This window comes from Pseudoalteromonas sp. SCSIO 43088 (assembly GCF_023650795.1).
GTDB classification, from domain to species: Bacteria; Pseudomonadota; Gammaproteobacteria; order Enterobacterales; family Alteromonadaceae; genus Pseudoalteromonas; species Pseudoalteromonas shioyasakiensis.
This window is the reverse complement of record NZ_CP072675.1, coordinates 2603899-2620720: the sequence shown is the minus strand read 5'-3', so window position 1 is coordinate 2620720 and position 16822 is coordinate 2603899. Positions and strand designations below refer to the sequence as shown.

At 39.7% G+C, this 16822-nt stretch carries 8 protein-coding genes; all 8 read right to left on the bottom strand.

Features of this window, described 5'->3' with window-relative positions; genetic code table 11:
* Positions 1–43: 43 nt before the first annotated feature.
* Complete coding sequence (locus J8Z28_RS12125) at positions 44–1321, bottom strand: hypothetical protein (protein ID WP_250659503.1); 1278 nt, start codon at positions 1319–1321, stop codon at positions 44–46.
* Positions 1311–5585, bottom strand: a complete 4275-nt coding sequence (locus J8Z28_RS12120; RefSeq protein WP_250659502.1) for a hypothetical protein — start codon at positions 5583–5585, stop codon at positions 1311–1313. The genes J8Z28_RS12125 and J8Z28_RS12120 overlap by 11 nt, the downstream gene beginning before the upstream one ends.
* On the bottom strand, positions 5570–6313 hold the full coding sequence (locus J8Z28_RS12115) for a hypothetical protein (RefSeq protein WP_054561925.1): 744 nt from the start codon (positions 6311–6313) through the stop codon (positions 5570–5572). Before J8Z28_RS12115 ends, J8Z28_RS12120 begins: the two co-directional genes overlap by 16 nt.
* Positions 6303–8567 carry a hypothetical protein gene (locus tag J8Z28_RS12110; RefSeq protein WP_250659501.1) on the bottom strand — a complete coding sequence of 755 codons (2265 nt, stop codon included), beginning with the start codon at positions 8565–8567 and terminating at the stop codon, positions 6303–6305. The genes J8Z28_RS12115 and J8Z28_RS12110 overlap by 11 nt, the downstream gene beginning before the upstream one ends.
* Entirely contained in the window at positions 8554–11667 is a 3114-nt protein-coding gene (locus J8Z28_RS12105) for a poly-gamma-glutamate biosynthesis protein PgsC/CapC (RefSeq protein ID WP_054561923.1), read from the bottom strand. Before J8Z28_RS12105 ends, J8Z28_RS12110 begins: the two co-directional genes overlap by 14 nt.
* Complete coding sequence (locus J8Z28_RS12100; RefSeq protein WP_239963799.1) at positions 11667–13559, bottom strand: CHASE2 domain-containing protein; 1893 nt, start codon at positions 13557–13559, stop codon at positions 11667–11669. Before J8Z28_RS12100 ends, J8Z28_RS12105 begins: the two co-directional genes overlap by 1 nt.
* Before the next feature lie 9 nt (positions 13560–13568).
* Complete coding sequence (locus J8Z28_RS12095; RefSeq protein WP_250659500.1) at positions 13569–15782, bottom strand: CapA family protein; 2214 nt, start codon at positions 15780–15782, stop codon at positions 13569–13571.
* Between the two features lie 333 nt (positions 15783–16115).
* Positions 16116–16769, bottom strand: coding sequence for an OmpW/AlkL family protein (locus J8Z28_RS12090; RefSeq protein ID WP_054561921.1), 654 nt, complete (start codon positions 16767–16769; stop codon positions 16116–16118).
* Between the last annotated feature and the right edge of the window lie 53 nt (positions 16770–16822).

The window sequence follows — 16822 nt, the reverse complement described above, 5'->3', positions numbered from 1 at the left end:
TTCCCGTACACGGCTGATAATGCGGCGAATAGCGAGACTTGGCTCATCTTCTAGGCGCTGATAGGCGCTGATTTAAAAATTCCACAAATGATTTAAATAAACTATTAGCTTGCTGCTCTGTATGGCAATCCACTTGCAGGTTAAACATAATGCGAGGACTTAATTCGAGTAATAAGCGCTTTTCAGCAAAGCTAGCCGTTGCTATTAATTGTTGTTGCCAAACTTTGAATCCTTGCTGATGCTCACTGAAACGTGGATCGGCTAATTGCTTGATCAGAGTTAACCTAACAGCCTGTTGAGTCTCATTTTGTAAGCCTTCTAAAATAAGCTGTTGCGAGCATGGCCATGGCAACACAGAACACAGCTCATAGACACTTTGCCTTACTCTTGGGTAGCGATGTTTGGCGAGTAAAAATAATAGTTTAATGTTAACCTCACTGAGGTTAAGCTGTTTGCTAAGGATGCCAGCAAAGGCACTGAGTAAAAATAACTGCCTTCGGTCAATTTGCTCATTTTCAGGTAGCTCTAAATCAATATGAGAGCGCATATAGTAGCGTGTGAATGTTGGCCTTAAATTAATTAAAATTTCTAAGATATCGACTTTTGCAGCATGCGGGGTTGTTATTTTTTCAAGAGACTGTAGTAAGTTTTCTACTAATTCGGCATTAAACTCAGGATCATCTACATATTCACTTATTAGCTGCACTTGATTTGCCAAAGCGCGAAAAATTGAGTTGCGAATGGCTTCATTGTCAGTTTTTTCTAATAACGACAAGAAAAAGCTTTCTAAATTTAGAGTCAGCCATGATTGCGCAATTTCGTCAGCGTGGCTACGTAAATAGCGATTCGCTAAATCCCCAAGTTTACCAATTAAAAATTTCAGTGATTGTTCAAGCTCAGAGGTTTTATCTTGATAGCGATTAATCATCGCACCTTCATCAAACCAGCGCTGAAAAGCCTCTTGATCTTTTTTTAGCTGCAGTCGGTCTGCCCCTAAAATGTATGCGTAATCAAGAATGTGAAACTCACGTTCTGCTTTTAACTCTGCATGGCTCAAACGCTCTACAAAACGGCGATGGTCGGTATCAAGTTTAAGCAACTGATTCTGCAAGGTTTCAATCTTGTGAGTAAGGAAAGCAATCGCTTGTAATAAAAGCCAGTCATCTTCATCGTCATCGTCAGGTTGATTTTTTATCAGCTCCCATTGGCTTAATTCATCAACAAGTTCATGGTACTTCTGACGGTATAAGTCTAGCCAAAAACTAGCTATATCAGCAAATAGCAAGGTTTCTAGGCGTTGTTTAAGTTGTTTACTGCTCATAATCACTGTGCTCTAGCAAATGGTTAAGTTGAAGTGCAGGGAAAATAATTTCATCATGAGCAAAAGGTGCAAAGCCGGTGTGCTGGTTATTACCTGATGAAAACTCGAGACTAATATTATGATTGTTCCAGACCCAGTCTTGCTGCCAGCTTAGTTTCAGCCAGCCATTTGTAAAACTGCCTAAATTGACTTGTTTTTGCCACGCAAAGCGAGTGATGTATTGCCATGTGGCTGTAGCTCTATGCTCATCGGCAAAGCGATAGTAGCTATCTAAACCAACTTGAAAAATGTGGCCACGATAATATTGGTTCCAACTTGAGTTGAAACGTAAGTAGTCTAGGCTTATCCAGTCATCGTTAGAACCAGAGGAAACACCAAAATTAAGGTAGTTATCAACCCAAGGTTGATAACGGTACTGGTAATAACTCAACCAGCCAGATGCATGATTTTCACGGTAGAAGTTGAAAACGCTCGAGTTTAGTTGCTCATCTGATAAGTAATCATCAAGGTCTGCGCTGTTATAACGAATGTAAGGCGTTACTTGCCATTGGTGACGGTGCACAGTATCGCGCTGCCAAGACTGACCAATACTGATACTTGCATCTAATGCATACTGTAAGTCAAAACTATCATGGCTTGGCTGCCAACGTGAGTTGATTTGCGTGTCGATATACCATGGGCTGTTTTCATCTTGCCAAGAATGGTAACCATTTAGGGCAAAAATATCAGCCTGGCTATCGCTCATAGAGTAATAGCCCTCTAATTGATACCAGTGGTTATCATCATTGAGGCGTAAGCGGGCACCTATATCTATTTCTTCACGGGCAGGTATATCTTCGGCACTTTGGAAAATTGTTTGTTGATCGTAGCGAATAAATCCCTGCCAATTTAATTCGTCACTATGTAGGTTTATCTGCTCATTGATAATAGAGGGCTTTTCTGGCGCTTGATAAGTGACCAGTTCTGGCAACAGGGTTTTTGCCTGTGAGTAAGGTGAAATTTTATTGCTTTGCTCACTTAGCTGCCAGCTATACAAACGAACGTATTGTAATTTATCTGCAGTCACTTCAACCTTACCCGCAGGGTGGAAGAAACGTCTTTCTGTTCGCTTAAATTCATTCATCTGTTCTAACTTAATGAGTCTGTCAGCAGGTAATTTGGCCATTAAAGGCGTATCAGGTGTCACTGTGTAAAAGAGTAACGTTGTCGGCAGCTCTAGGTGTTGCCAGCGACCTGAAACATATTGTTCAGCTTCAATTGTTAGGTGCTGCGATAGATACGGGTTCAGCCACCTGACAGAAATGATGTTGTTATCCAATTCACGTTTATTAAATGTGAAAGGAATGCTTTGCTGCTCTGTGACTGACCAGATCTTTTGATCATTTGCTAATTGTAATGACAGGTTAGCAACATTTGCACGAGCCAATTCAGCAGTAGAAAAGTTAAATTTAAAGCGAATTTGTTGCCCTTCAGTTTGTGCTAAATCAATGTTTAATGTGTGGAATGGGCGCAGCAGTATGCCTTTATTGGAGCCTGCCTGTGTATTAAGCAATGTAAAACGATCTGCAAAGCTACTTTGTGCTGTACTTTGCATGTCAAATAATCGCGTACCAGCAAAGTCGAGCAAACTATCTAATGGCTGCCATTGACCATAACTTTCTATTCTGTTCTGTAAAAAGGTCGACTTAGAATCCGCACCTAAGGTTTCTAAGCGCTGAAGAAGTTGTGTGTATTGGTTATTGGTAAGGCGCTTTTTACTAAGTAAATAAAGCCCATTTAATAAAAGTTCGGCTTGTGTAGCGTCTGCAGAGTAGATAAGCGACATAATATCATTTGATGGGGATTTATTTGCGGCGTCAGACACATAATCGAACTGACTAAATAAAGAGTCTGGAATGAAGCTCACATCAAGATAACTCGTATGGTCAGCTGTTATTTTTAGCGCTTCACCAGCTTTAAGGCGAATTACTAGTGTGGCTGCAATTGAGGCCGCTTGTTGGTTTTTAACAAACAAAGTAGTTGCGGGTATATCACTAAAAATAGGCATGAGTTTATGCTGATATTGACTCTCAGCCATAAGCCAAGCGGTTTGATACTCACCGTTCTGCTTGGCTGCTGTGCGAGCCTTAATAACTAAATTAATAGGTGTTTGGGCTGTAAAGTGCCATGGCATTGTTTGTTTGATGACAGTATTTTGATATTTCCCCTGGCTGTTAATAAAGGTTTCTTGCATACCTGCTTTTACTAAATAACGCGCTTCATCAATGAAGGGAGTGGCACTGAGAGTTTGATAGTTAAGCGCTTTAAAGCTTTCAGACACTTTAGTTGGCACAGTTGATGAGTGAGCCAGCCAGGCAGCCAAACGATGTTTTTGCTGTTTTACTGCTAAATTAATCAAAACTGGCGGGCACTCATTTATGCTTGTTAAGTTACCTGCACACAGTGCAAATAGTTTGATATCTTGACGTTCTGTTTGATAACTATCAATCAAGGCTTTTGCTGCAAATTGCTTCAGCTCTAATTGCTGTGTACTTTTGTATAGGCCTTCTAAATAACTATTGGCTAAGTGGAACTGTTGCTGTTTACGTAAAATTGCGACTCTAAGTTGCCAAGCTTGTTTAGCAATTGTTGTATTCGCATTTTGGGTCAGAGGTTTTAAAAATGCTAAGGCATCGAGAGGGGCGCTATTAGCTAAGTCTTTCGCTGTTAATAATGATTGTTCGGCATTAAATGCAGAGACGTTTTTACGTGCTGGCGCGTAGGGCTCGATGGCCGCTAAATAATCAGCATGTTGTTTGTGTAGGTCATCTGCAATCAGTTTTGATATCGCAGGGCTTATATTCTTAGTATTAACTGCTTGTTGATATATCACTTCGTCGCTGGGCAGATCAGCAAGCGTTCTTGCATAGAGCGCAAACTCAACTTTATTTGATTGACTACTTAAGCTTTGAATTGTTAACGACTGACTGCTCAGTGGCACAGAGATAAATAATGTTTGAAAGTCATTTGTTGCTTTTAGGTTTACTAACCAACTATTTTCACCTGCAGATAGTTTCAATTGGCTGTCTTTAGTGCTCCTTGCAATTAAAGTTAACCAAGGTGTTGCACGTTTTTCACTAGATAAATCAAATAGCTGTGCAGATTGGCTTAAAGTGCTTATAAGGCGGAGCTGTTGATTTATACGCGGATAAAACTGATCGTCTACTAAGCGTTGCTCAGCGAGTTCAGTAACCATACTATTTTGAGACTCAACTGGGTTCAAAGTGCGATAACTACCGTTAAGCTGAGATTGCCCAGTCATCATAGATAGCAAGTTGGTACGGCGTTTTAGGGCAAGTGAGTTATTTGCTTTAAATACATCATCACTAAACACTTGCAATGAGTGGTCGCGATAAACCGCTGTAATGGCATCATCAGCGACTTGATACCAGTAGGGTAACAGTAATTTTTCTTGTTCTTTTTCTGCAGCATTATCATCATAAATTGCGCGGTGACTTTGCTCCAGTTTGATAAATGCATCGGTTTTACTTTTTATCGTTAAGTATTGTCCGGCAGCGATAGCTAGGTACTCAGTATTTTCAAGGCCTAACGACTGTTCTTTATATTCTAATGCTTGGCTATTAATGGTATTGATTTTAGCAACCAATTGTTTATCGACATACGCATAAACAACACCTTTTTCATCAGGCTGTTGCATATTTTGGCGAACAGATAATTTAAGCTTTTTTGCTGCCGAGAAAAACAAGGTGACTTCGTCATCTTTGCTTAGTTGATAATAACGTTCACTGCCATTGCGGTTTTTAGTTACAACTGAGGGCTTAGCAAGCGACAAGGCTCGTCTAAAGCTATCTACATTTTGTGGTATATGACCAATCATAGCGCTGAACGTGGCACCCTCATCTAGGTGATTTTGGATGGCGACAATTCGGTTATGGCTCATAGCGGGGAGTTGGCATCGCTTCGTATCGCATAATAAATCGCGATGCACTTGTAGGCGTTGTTGTATGTATTGGGTATTCCCCGCACTAATAATGAATTTATTAAGAAGCTCAGGGTCAATGTCTAGCCAATGCCCTTTCGGAAGCCAAAGATAGCGATGTTGCTTGGCACTAAAGTTCATATCTTGGCTGGTGGTATAGGGCGCGAGCTTTGGCGAGGTTTGCAGCCAAATTGCGGGCTCAAGAACACCTCTATTTGTATCAACAGCGTATGCAGGCTGCATTGAAAGCAGCAGTAAAATAATAGCAATTATGAAATAAGGCATTGGTTAAACAACTTAAATAGCTGGTTATTAGAAACTAATCGCTCACGCAACTGGCGACTTAACTCGATATGGAAAAACTGACTGTTGTTAGGAGCCAGCGATGCAAGAATATTGGTGGTGCCTCCAAGTTCTTTAACATCAAGGCCATAAACCATAGCTGTAATATCTAGCTGTTCATTTAAACAGGCTGTGATTGCAATCGTCCGCTTGCTAGGTATTGCATGACCATTACTTATAATTGCATCAGCTTTTTTACCCTCAGGAGTCTTCCTTTTTTCTTTTGCGTAACCATGGATCTGATAAATCGAAAATGACTCAACATGTTCAGAGTATGCAAGAATAAAGGCATTACTCGCGCTTGGTTTATACTTACCAAAGTCAATAAGTTCTCCATGCTCATCACGGTCGTTGCGGTGTTTAGTGTTGCTTAAAAATACTTGGCAGTGTGCATATAGTGCCTTTGCAATAGTATGTGTGTGTTTGTCATAAAAGCGATGTGGTGCATAAGCAATGCACTTTTCACCTTGCTGTTTATAATGAATTTCACCACCGGAATTTAAAGATTCATTTGCAAATAGAGCACCTTGGTTGACATTAAAGTGTGTGGGAGTCTGTTGCTGATCAACAAGCCATAACTTTAAGCTCAAGGTAAGCTCATTTAAACTAGGTGTTGCGTGGCATGTAGATACAAAGAGCCAAACTATAATCATCATTATTTTAGTTTTCATGGTTCCACCACCTTACTTTTTGCTCCTGCAAAGGATATTCCTCAAGTATAGAAACCCACACCGTGTCAGTTGTTTGCAGTGTTAGGGAATGTAATTCAGCAATGTCATTAGTGATTGTTTGAGTAACGCTAGGATAGCTTGTTAACTGACTATTTTTTGGGTGAATTAAAAAAGCATCGAGTAATGCCGATTGATTTAGCATAAAGCGTTGTTTAGCGATGCTGTATTCACTGGTCAGCCCTGCTTTGTAGTCGGCATTTTGTGTAAGCGATAACTCTACAGGTTCGCTGCTATTTGCACGAAACACTTTAAATACTAAGCTCATAGGGCGCTGTTGCTTTGTGAAATCAAGTGTCAAAGGAGTATTTTTATCAAGTTGGTAAATGCGTTGCTTTATCCATGGACGATCTCCATACCAATTTTGGTAAATAGTTTTCGCCTGTGACTGTAATTGCTTTAATGCCTCGACCGATAGCTCAGACACCGCGACTTCTTTGCTGCTTTTGTTAGTTAAGCTATAAACTAAACTATTGTCCTCAGAATCGTCATAAGGTGAATAGTTATTTTTGTTATATAAGCCAAAGTTAAACACCTGCGGTGGTAACTTCGGCATAAAATAGCGATCAGGACTTAGCACTAAAGCGACATTTGATAATGGCAGCTTTGCAAAGAGCTCTTTAGATTGATAAAAAGTTGTCACTAAATCCGGCTCTTTCGGCGGAGTAAAAGTACGGATATTAGTAAAATGTGCTAGCTGCGTTAACTCATAATGATTTGCAGCTCTCTGTTCATACCAAGCGGCAATATCGTAAAAACCATTGATTGGCTCGGGTAGATATTGATGAGAAATTGTTCGTTGATAATTGAAATCTGCTAACCGAGATTTTAATCGAACGTAGACATCTTTTTCAGCGCTAATTTTCAGATGATGAGCATTATCTGGGGTACGTAAATAGTAACTATTGAGCATACCGACACGCTGTCTTTGAGTTGTATCGGTGATCAATCGGTCGAAGTCTGACACTTCACCTTTTAAAGTCACGGTGTAATCTTCTATTGCTAGGTTACGTTCATCATAAATAACCACGTTAAGCTGACTACTTTGCAATGCACGAACGTCAATATTGAGATTACTATTTGGCTCTATATCAAAATCTACACTGGCAAATTCATTCACCAAATAGCTGCCTGCATAACTCGTTAAAATTGGTGTGCTTGACGCTGTTCGCCAATTTGTCAGTAATGGCTCTTCACTACAAATGGTGACTAGGCCTGCATCAATAAGCTCTGTCTTATAGCTATTTTTGCTATCGGTTGGAGATACACTGATTGGTATTGGCGCCTTGAACTGATGCTTATCATACCAAGTTAGCGATGGTAATAGCTGCTCTGAGTTGACGGTGAAAATAAGGCTGTCAGTCACATCAAGTTTAATACTGGCACAGAGGCCAAGTTCAGTGTAATAAGCGCCTAAGTCATGCTGCTGCATGCTAAAGTCATAAGTAGTGACATTGTAAGGTAGCGTTTCATACAAAATGTCAGATTTAAAGTCGATACCAGGGATCCCTTGAGGTGCAATTTTTTGCCACCAAAATGCCATCGCATTACTAATTTCAGCGCTGGTTAGCGTGTTTTCACCCATAGTTAAATAGTCAGTGGCACGTCTTCGCCTTTCTAGAGGGCGTTTAAGCCAACTGTTGAGTGGGTCGATATTTTGTTCAGGGGTTTTTGCATGAACACGGACAACCACGCCTTGTAGTGATTTTTCTTCTGGGATCAGCGTTAAATCAAGGCTTTTGGCATTTGGATAATGAGTGATTGGCAAATAAAAAGACTGCCCAGAAGCAACGTTTAGTGATTGTTTATTCTCTATTATTTGTTTGATCTGTTGTTCTTCACTATTGTTAACTAGTTTTGAAGCGTGATGGTAAATTTTATCTAAAATCACATTACCTTTATCGTCATAAAGAACGTATTTAATTGCGTAATTGACCGGTAATTCAAGAGACACAGATTGGTCAAACACGGCATTCGAGAGAATTCGTAATGAATGAGTTCGCTGATTAGAAAATGTAAATCGCAGTGGCTTTTCGCTACTTAACCACTGTACATTAGATCGCGTTTCGGTATTGCTACGTGCATCCACTGGCTCTGCTGAGTCTAGCCACACTAAAAAGCTGCGCCCTGCAAAAAATATAGCTAAAAGTAATGTCAAAATAAGTAATAGGGCGAATAAGCGTTTAATTAAATACACGCTGACCTCCTCCCATTAGCAGGTTAAATGCTTTTACATCAATCAGTTGATTGTTTGTCGGGTTATAGATCGCAAGGATGTTATTGTTCTGCTTTATCATTAGTGCGAATTTATCAAGGTGTTCCAGCTTGATGGTTTGTAAACTACAAGCGGGGATTTGGAAGCAAAAATCTCGCAACGATGTGAGACGCTGATTAGCGACATAGTTATTTACAAGGGTTTGTAGCTGTTGGTTCTTGTTAACATCCAACGGTTGCCAGTTAAATGGCGATAGAGTGGCAAGGTTTATTACCTTAACCTTAGAGTTACTCGAAATGGCTAATAAACGTTGTAACACACTACTTTGATCCATCGAAAACTGTTGTTTAAAGTCTGAAGCGAGCCACAAGGTTGCCAGCTCACTATTGGCATTAAACTGCTGGTAACCGGATTGCGGAGAGCTACCAATCTCGAGACCGCGAGTGGCTTGTTGCCCCATGACTGTTTGATAATTGACACCTAACGCGTTGAGTTCATTATCAACTTGCTTCATTAATGGGAGCGCTGTATCGCTTATTTGTGTTGTTGAGAATGCGATTGCATTTGGGCGTATCCATGAAGGTGCGCTATGGCTGCGAATTTGAATATTCAAACTAGGCTGGTTTTGTGTAAAACGTAAGAAGCTTTGGTGAATAATATTGAATAAAGAATCAACATTATCTGCAGCTAGTACATTTGCTTGTGGATGTGCATAAGGGTGCGCCCCTGCAACGAGTAGGTTAGCAGCGTTCGACTTAGCAAATAACTCACTGGCAAAGCTTAACGTATTACTTTCAAATAAAGGTCTAGGGACACTTAAGGTAATTGCTTCGTGCTCGGTCAAATTAAATAGGAATATGCCTTGGCCTTGTTGTAATGCAGCAGGAGTATCTAGCGGGCTCAGCAGTAAATAACGGCCACTGTTGTTCTTTACAAGCCTTAATTGATAGCTCAAAAGCTGTGCGGTGCCATTAATTTGTTTTAGCTGGTTTAGCATATCTTCAGTCAGCGCATCATTACCAATGCGAGCAATCAGCTTGTAAAGTGGCGTTAAGACTTCAAACTCCCAAAGTGCGACCTGACTATTAGAAAGTGGTTGATAGTCAAAACTGCCTTTTTTGCTTATGTGAGTCGAATAAATATCAACTATTTGATTAATTTCTTCATTTAATTCATTCAACTGTAGATTACTGTAATTGAAATTATCACGGTATATACTGGCTAAAATATTGGTGTAATTATCACCATCTAAAAACATTTCGAACATTGAACCAGAAAAGCTTGAAGAAGGTAGGCTGCTACTCGTTGCCGTGCCAAAAGAGGTTGTTTCACTGCCGACAAAATCATGTAACTCGCGTTGACTTACTGAGCTTGGTAATTGGTTATAGATCCAATATTGGCTGTTTGCGTGTATTGTTTTGTCTGAAAACAAAGTAGCAGTATGGCGGTTGGCCTCTCGAATTTGCAATATCTCTGTACCTTCTAATGCAGAGATAAACGCCTGATAAAATGGGCTTTGTTGATTTTCTTTCGCTAAGGTCTTTTGTGGCGTTTTACTTGTACCAAATACCAAAGCTTTACTTTGTAGCTGTTCGAAAATCAGGGCCGCAGAATCACTGGCTAAACTTTCAGTAATTGGAAATGGCACGGTGACTAATAAAGGGGTTTTAGGTTGTTTGTTGAAAACAAACAGTCCGCGTTGCCTATCTTCAATTGTATCAATCAGATAAATATAGTTTTCATCACCTTGCAGTAAAAAGCCAATGCTAGAAAATAAAGCTGAGAGCTCAGCGATATCTTGCTGTTTAATGATTGCCTTATTTAGCTGATAAACAGCATACTTAAACTCAGCAACGGCTTGATTTGCTTTATAACTACTTACACTAACTTTATTACTACGACTGGTATAAAGGTAACTTTTATACTGACTAACTTGCTGATTAAGCGTAATAACATGCTGAATTTCAGTTTCGGGTTTAAGGTTCGGCTTAGATAGTATCGAAGGAATTAGCATAACAATAAAGCCAACGATAATGGCAAGTACACCACCCACTATCGAAGTTTGTAATGTTGCTCTGACGACAAGACCTAAGGCGTTTTTTTGATAAATCTTTAAAGCAAGTAAGGTCGCTAACATATAACCAAACGCGAAAGTATCGGTCACTTTTATGGCAGGGAAATACCAGACCACAATGTAGTTAAGAATCAGTTTATAAATAAAGCCGATAGTGAAGAACAGCATCAATAATCTGGCACCTTCAATATTGGCGTGTCTAAGCCTAGTAAAATGAATAAGTGCCCCGCCAACGGCCAAAATAATGGCTGTTTCAGCAAATGAAGTTAGTAATTTACTCGGTTGAGTAAGTTGAAGGGCAAGAAGTGCTGGTAGCATGATACCGTTAAACTCCCAGCCGTACTTAATATTCGCCCGAGAGGCAAGAAAAGCGGTAATAACTAGGATGATATAGGCTTTGGGAGCCGCAATAATCGACGCAGCTACTGCTTCGTACATAATACCCAAGTTAGCAATACTAAAGTTTGTGAAAGGCATGAGCACAAAACGTACGAGAATAAAGGTTATAAGTATCTGAATAAAGGTTACTTTTAAGCCATATTTAAAGCCCCCGTTCCACATTACATTAGCTGTTAAAGCGATAATGATAAGACCAAGAGAGTAGAGCTGTGAAGCATAATCAAAGGTGATATCCCAGCGACTTAATTGGTTTGCAATTAACGGCCAAAACAAGGTATCCATACATACTCGAACTAGGATACTTATCAATATGATGGCAAAAAAACGATCACGACCAAACATTTGGCTATAGCCAAATTTTTCCATCATATAATGTGCGCTAAAACGCATTAAGGCATATACAACAATAGCTTCAATGATAATAACTGCCGCAGAGGTCGGACTAATTATTAACAAAGGAACGATATAACCGGGTACTACAAGGCCTGTTAATGGAAAGCCGAAGCGCAAGTTAAGTAAGCATACAACTGCAGTGCCTACCCAAACTGTTGTAATAACAGATTGACCAAGGCCACTACCTGCAGGGAAGAGTGCTAACACAAAATCCATTAACCTTGCCCCTCATTACGAGCTACATGGTTATCGATAAATTCAAATAATATACCTGATACTTGAAAAGGCTCACCGGATGCCGCTTGTGAGCTGTCAGTGTGTAGGGCTTTAATATTTAAGGTATAGTCTTGTTCGCCAAACTTAGCTGGTAAGGCTACTTCTGCTTTGTTTAGAGTGATATAACGCAATTTCCCTTTAGCAATTTCAGCGTCTAAATCACAGCTCTTGCAAAGTAGGTCTAGTGCCGTCATTTCAAAAATCGCAAGTTGGTGCTGCTTGGCAAATTGTTCAAGGGATGCGTTTGTTTGAATTACTTGACCAAACAAATTAAATAAAACAGTGGCAGAGCGGGTATGATTAAATACCATTTCTAAGGTTGTTAGCTTTTGCTCCATTTCATTAATAGATTGTTTAACCTGCTCACTAATCGGCTCATGTAGCTTTAAGGTTAGTAATTGATTTAATAAGCTATTGTTACTCGCTTGAGTCGTTTTAAATATATGATAATGGAAAAGCAATTCAGCAACTTGAGCTGCGAATTTATTGACGTTTTTTTCAAACGCTTGCTGATTGAAGTATTTGTTAGGGATAACAGATAGTGCCCAAAAGCCGCGGACGTCACCGGCATAAACCAAGGGCGCCATAAATTCGATTTCACCTTCTTTAATATGTGTAAAGAAGGGGCGGGTAATTTGTACAACCCCTAATGATTTTAACGCTTTGCTGTAAGGAGTGCGCTTGTAATCACGACGCATCTCTTGAATATCATCTAAATTACAATTTATCGCACGAATTTCAACAACACGATGATCATCTTCTTTTCGGGCAAGGAATATTGATTTTTCTAAGTCTAGCTGCTGGCTAATTAATTGAATGATTGGATCCCACGGCGAGGCTTGCTCAATAAAGCTTTGTGGGATAAAACGGCCCATCATTTTTTGCTGAATATTGTTCACAACAGTGTTCAGCTCGTTATCTTCAGACATCTTTCGAACAACAATTACCCAAAATAAGGTGATAAATGTCAATACTATGTATTGTCCGATTGGGATGAAAAGTTGATTAAATTCTATGAAAAAATAGCCCAATAAGCACCATAGCAGCACGCTATTTAAGGCAATAATAAAAGAATATATGAGCGACAGTTTTTGAAAGCTAAAAAGCAGTACAAAAACAAGCGCAAGCTCAATAAAAATAGTCAGTAAGCTATTTAGTTGTTTTACAGTTGTTTGTTTATCAATACTGTCAGCGAGATAGGCTATCAGTAATAAAGGATCATTTAAGCCGTCGACTTTTGGGGCGTGAATAAAGACATTAAAAGCGGCCGCTTTTTGACCAATGATAATAATCTTATTTTCAAGTTGCTCACTCATTACGTCAACATTTAGCACCCGTTCAGCACTAAATTTTGGCAGCGCAGTGACAGCTAAATCAAAGTCAATAAGTTGAACGTGTTCTGAATCATAATTAAATATCTGCTGCCAAATACTTTTGCATTCAAGCTCATTTGATTGAGGAATGCGCATTTGGTAAGTAGCCCAATTATCAATTTGTGGTACGCAATATTCTCCCTCAGCGTATGGGTAATAGACATTTTCTAGTTTTGGTGCGACTAATGTTTCATTAGCCAGCACTACAATCGCGCGAGGTTGATATTCAACCAATTTTTCAACGAGTTGCTGGTGGTTGTCTGTTAAGCGGTCGCTGGTAATAAGTACAACATTAGTTTGTTGAGTGTGGCTTAGTGACTCTAAATTTTGATAGAAAAAAGCATTGCTCGCCTGAAAGAGGTTGAACATATTACTTAACAAGACCACACAAAATAAGCTTAAAGTAAGCCAAAATGCGCGCAAGTTTTTTAAACGCAACAATTGTTGAACAGCAGACACATCTCCTCCTTAATCAAGTAATGTGAACGTAATTTTTACACTCGTATCATCACTTGCTGAGATTTTTAAAAAGTCAAAACCGTGCATTTTCTCGGTTTGCCATAGTCCATTATCTAAGCTGATAGCATCTTGCCAGCTAATTAGTGCAACATTATCTAAGCGAGAGATTGCTTCACCTGTACTTGGTGCATAATGTCTAAATTGCAGTTTCACACCTCTTGGTGGAAGTTCTTTTGGTCCTAAAGTGAACTCATCTGACGGTAAACTAAAGTCATGACTAAATGCATGCCATGCTTGGTCACCGCCTTCACTTACATCTATTTTATGTTGTGAAAAAGTAAGATCGTCTATTTCGGTTGTATAACTTAATAGAGCATCAATTTTTCCACCATTTTCTGATTGTAAATAACCATAAAATGAGAAGTCTTTACTCAGAAGTGGATCGCCATTTTCATCTGTTAATTCCATCACTCGCATTGTATGTCTAAACGGTATTATCGATGGCGTATTATCGAACTCGTCACGACTTGAGCAAAGTGCTTGAATGCCACCATAAGGTTGGTCTGTACATGGAAAAACGCTGTCACTGGTGTGATCCCAGCGGCTTACTTCAAACGCCTCGCTGTCGTTATCCCAATCTTCAAAATCACCAAACACCATTATGTCGCGGCCAAAGACCATACTACTGAGTTCGCCACTGGTTACTTCGATCTCAGATACGAATGCGGCTGATGAAGGGGCGTATTGTCGCAAGTCAATAATGTCACTATTGCTATTTACCTCAATAGTGACGTCTGTCGTGCTCTTTGTTGCCTGATTTTGACTAAAATAGACTTCACCATAATTATCACGAGGAATTAAAGTGATATTGTCATCAGAAAACTCAGCAAGGCGTCTTAATAAGTAGTGAGTTAAAAAACCTGTTGTAAAGCGTGGTTTATAATCTTCAACAAAAATAGGATAAGCAAAAGCCCGGTTGACGGTTTGCGTTTCTGTGTTTAAATCGATCATCACAGCAACACCGAGTAAGGTATCAAGGCGAGGTTGGTCAAATACGAAATTACCAAGACCGAGTACAGCAGGAATATCGTTATAGACAGCAAAGCCTTGCGCTACATGGGGGTGGTGAGCAATAAGGAGATCTGTATTTTGCTTTGATAATGCTTCAAACCGGCTGCCAATATAGCTTGAAGGAGAATAGGTGTATTCATCACCTCCGTGCATTTGGGCAATGATAAATTGTGAAGAATCCTGTTCTTCTAGTGAAGATTTAACTGTATCCGTGTTGGTTAAATTTGCAGCCCCGCCTTTTTCAGTATCAGCAATGTAGCTGTATTCGTGTTCTGTCCCTGTGATTGAAGTGGCGGCAAAAAGCACGAGCGTTACATCTTCAAGTGTTTTACTCACTGTGGTCATTGCTTGGGTTTCATCAAGTCCTGCACCGCTATGTAGTAAGCCAGCATTGCTTACTTCAATAAGGGTATCTTCTAAGCCGGATTGCAAGTAATCGTAGATATGGTTATTACCAAGACCAACATAATCTATGCCTATCTCGGTTAGCCCTTGCAGTGAGTCTGGTAGACTAAAAAAGCTGAACTCTTTGGTTGGATGGACGGTTGCTGGATTAGTCGTCACTGGCGATTCTAGGTTAACTGATGCAAAGTCAGCATTTTCAAATAGGGCTGCGACATCCGCAGTAATTGCAATGCTGTCTGGCCCGGCTGTATCTGGATGGATCAAGGCATCAGTTACATCGGGAATAGACGTGCCCATGGTTTTTAAATTGGGATCTAAATAACGACGGCCAAACATGGTATCTCCAGCAAATAAGAGGCTTTTACTGCTCGAAGCTTTAGTTTGGAGTTGGACTGTAGTTGTCGATGAGTCTGGTTGATTAACGACAATACTTGCACGCGGAAAAAATCCCGTTTGCTCAACCATAATCGCATGATTGCCATAAGCAAGGTTACTAACACTTATAGTACCATCGCTATCAGACTGATAGCTTTGCCCAGCTAAGGTAACACTGATATTGCTTAGAGGTGTTTGATTTTCATCGGTGATCGTAAAAGAAATATTTGCACTACCAGCAAGCAGCTTTTCGCGATCGCTGATTGCGACCTGCGTTTGCTCATCTGGTTTATCTTCGTTCGGGTCTTTTACTTTACATGCAGTTAAATTAAGACACGTAAGCAGAACTAAAGAATTAAAAAATATTTTCAACTAACGCCCCTCGTTATCACACAATTTACATTCTATACGTCAAAATTATTATGGTTATTTTATAATTGCTGGCTAATAGGGACAACAATTGACCAGCTCTGAAAATTCAGATATTGCATGCTCTTGGGCATAGTTTCGATGATATTTTGTACTGGTGGCTCAATAACCAATGATAAAGGTGTAGCTTAAGTTTTAAGTGTAGTTCAAATTTATTGGTTAGCAGAATTTGTCTTAAAATTTAGACAAATAGCAATTTGGTATTAGGAAATGAATGGAAATAAAAAAGGCCAATAAATGGCCTTTTTGTGCGTATGGGCTTTCACAAAATGAAAGTTAGAATTTGTATTTAACACCGAACATAGCAACAACTGGGTCGATTTCTACAGTTGAAGTTAGTGCTTTTGCGCCGTCAGCATAAACAGTTGCATCTGTATCGATGTCGATTAGTGAAACCATGCCATGAAGGCCCCAGTTTTCACTCATCATGTAGTTAAAACCAGCTTGAGCTGCAAAGCCAAATGAGTCATCTAGTTTAACTTCTACATCGTCAGTGCCTAGTGTTGCTTTTAGTGCAGCTGAAGGCTCTTCATCAAAGAAAACAGTATAGTTTACGCCTACACCCACAAATGGACGGAACTTATAAGTTGAGTCTAAGAAGTGGTATTGCGCTAAAAGTGTTGGTGGTAAATGTTTGATTTTCGCAATTTTGTTACCTGCTAAACCACCTGCACCTTGAACATCATGACTAAAAGGTGTTGCTGCTACTAATTCAATTACCCAATTGTCATCAAGCGCATAATCTACAGTAATACCTAGCTGAGTATCATCATCTGCACGTAGACCTAATGTTGGTGCTTCATTGATTTTTGAGCTGTCGTTATCAGGGTTTACATTAATTGCACCTACGTTCACGCTTAAGTTTGCGTTTGCAACAGGAGAGAGTGCTAATAGTGAAGTAAGTAATGCAATGCTTAATTTAGTTTTCATGTTGTTCTCCGCGAACTACTTGTCTTATTTGGTTGAGGCTATTATTACTAACT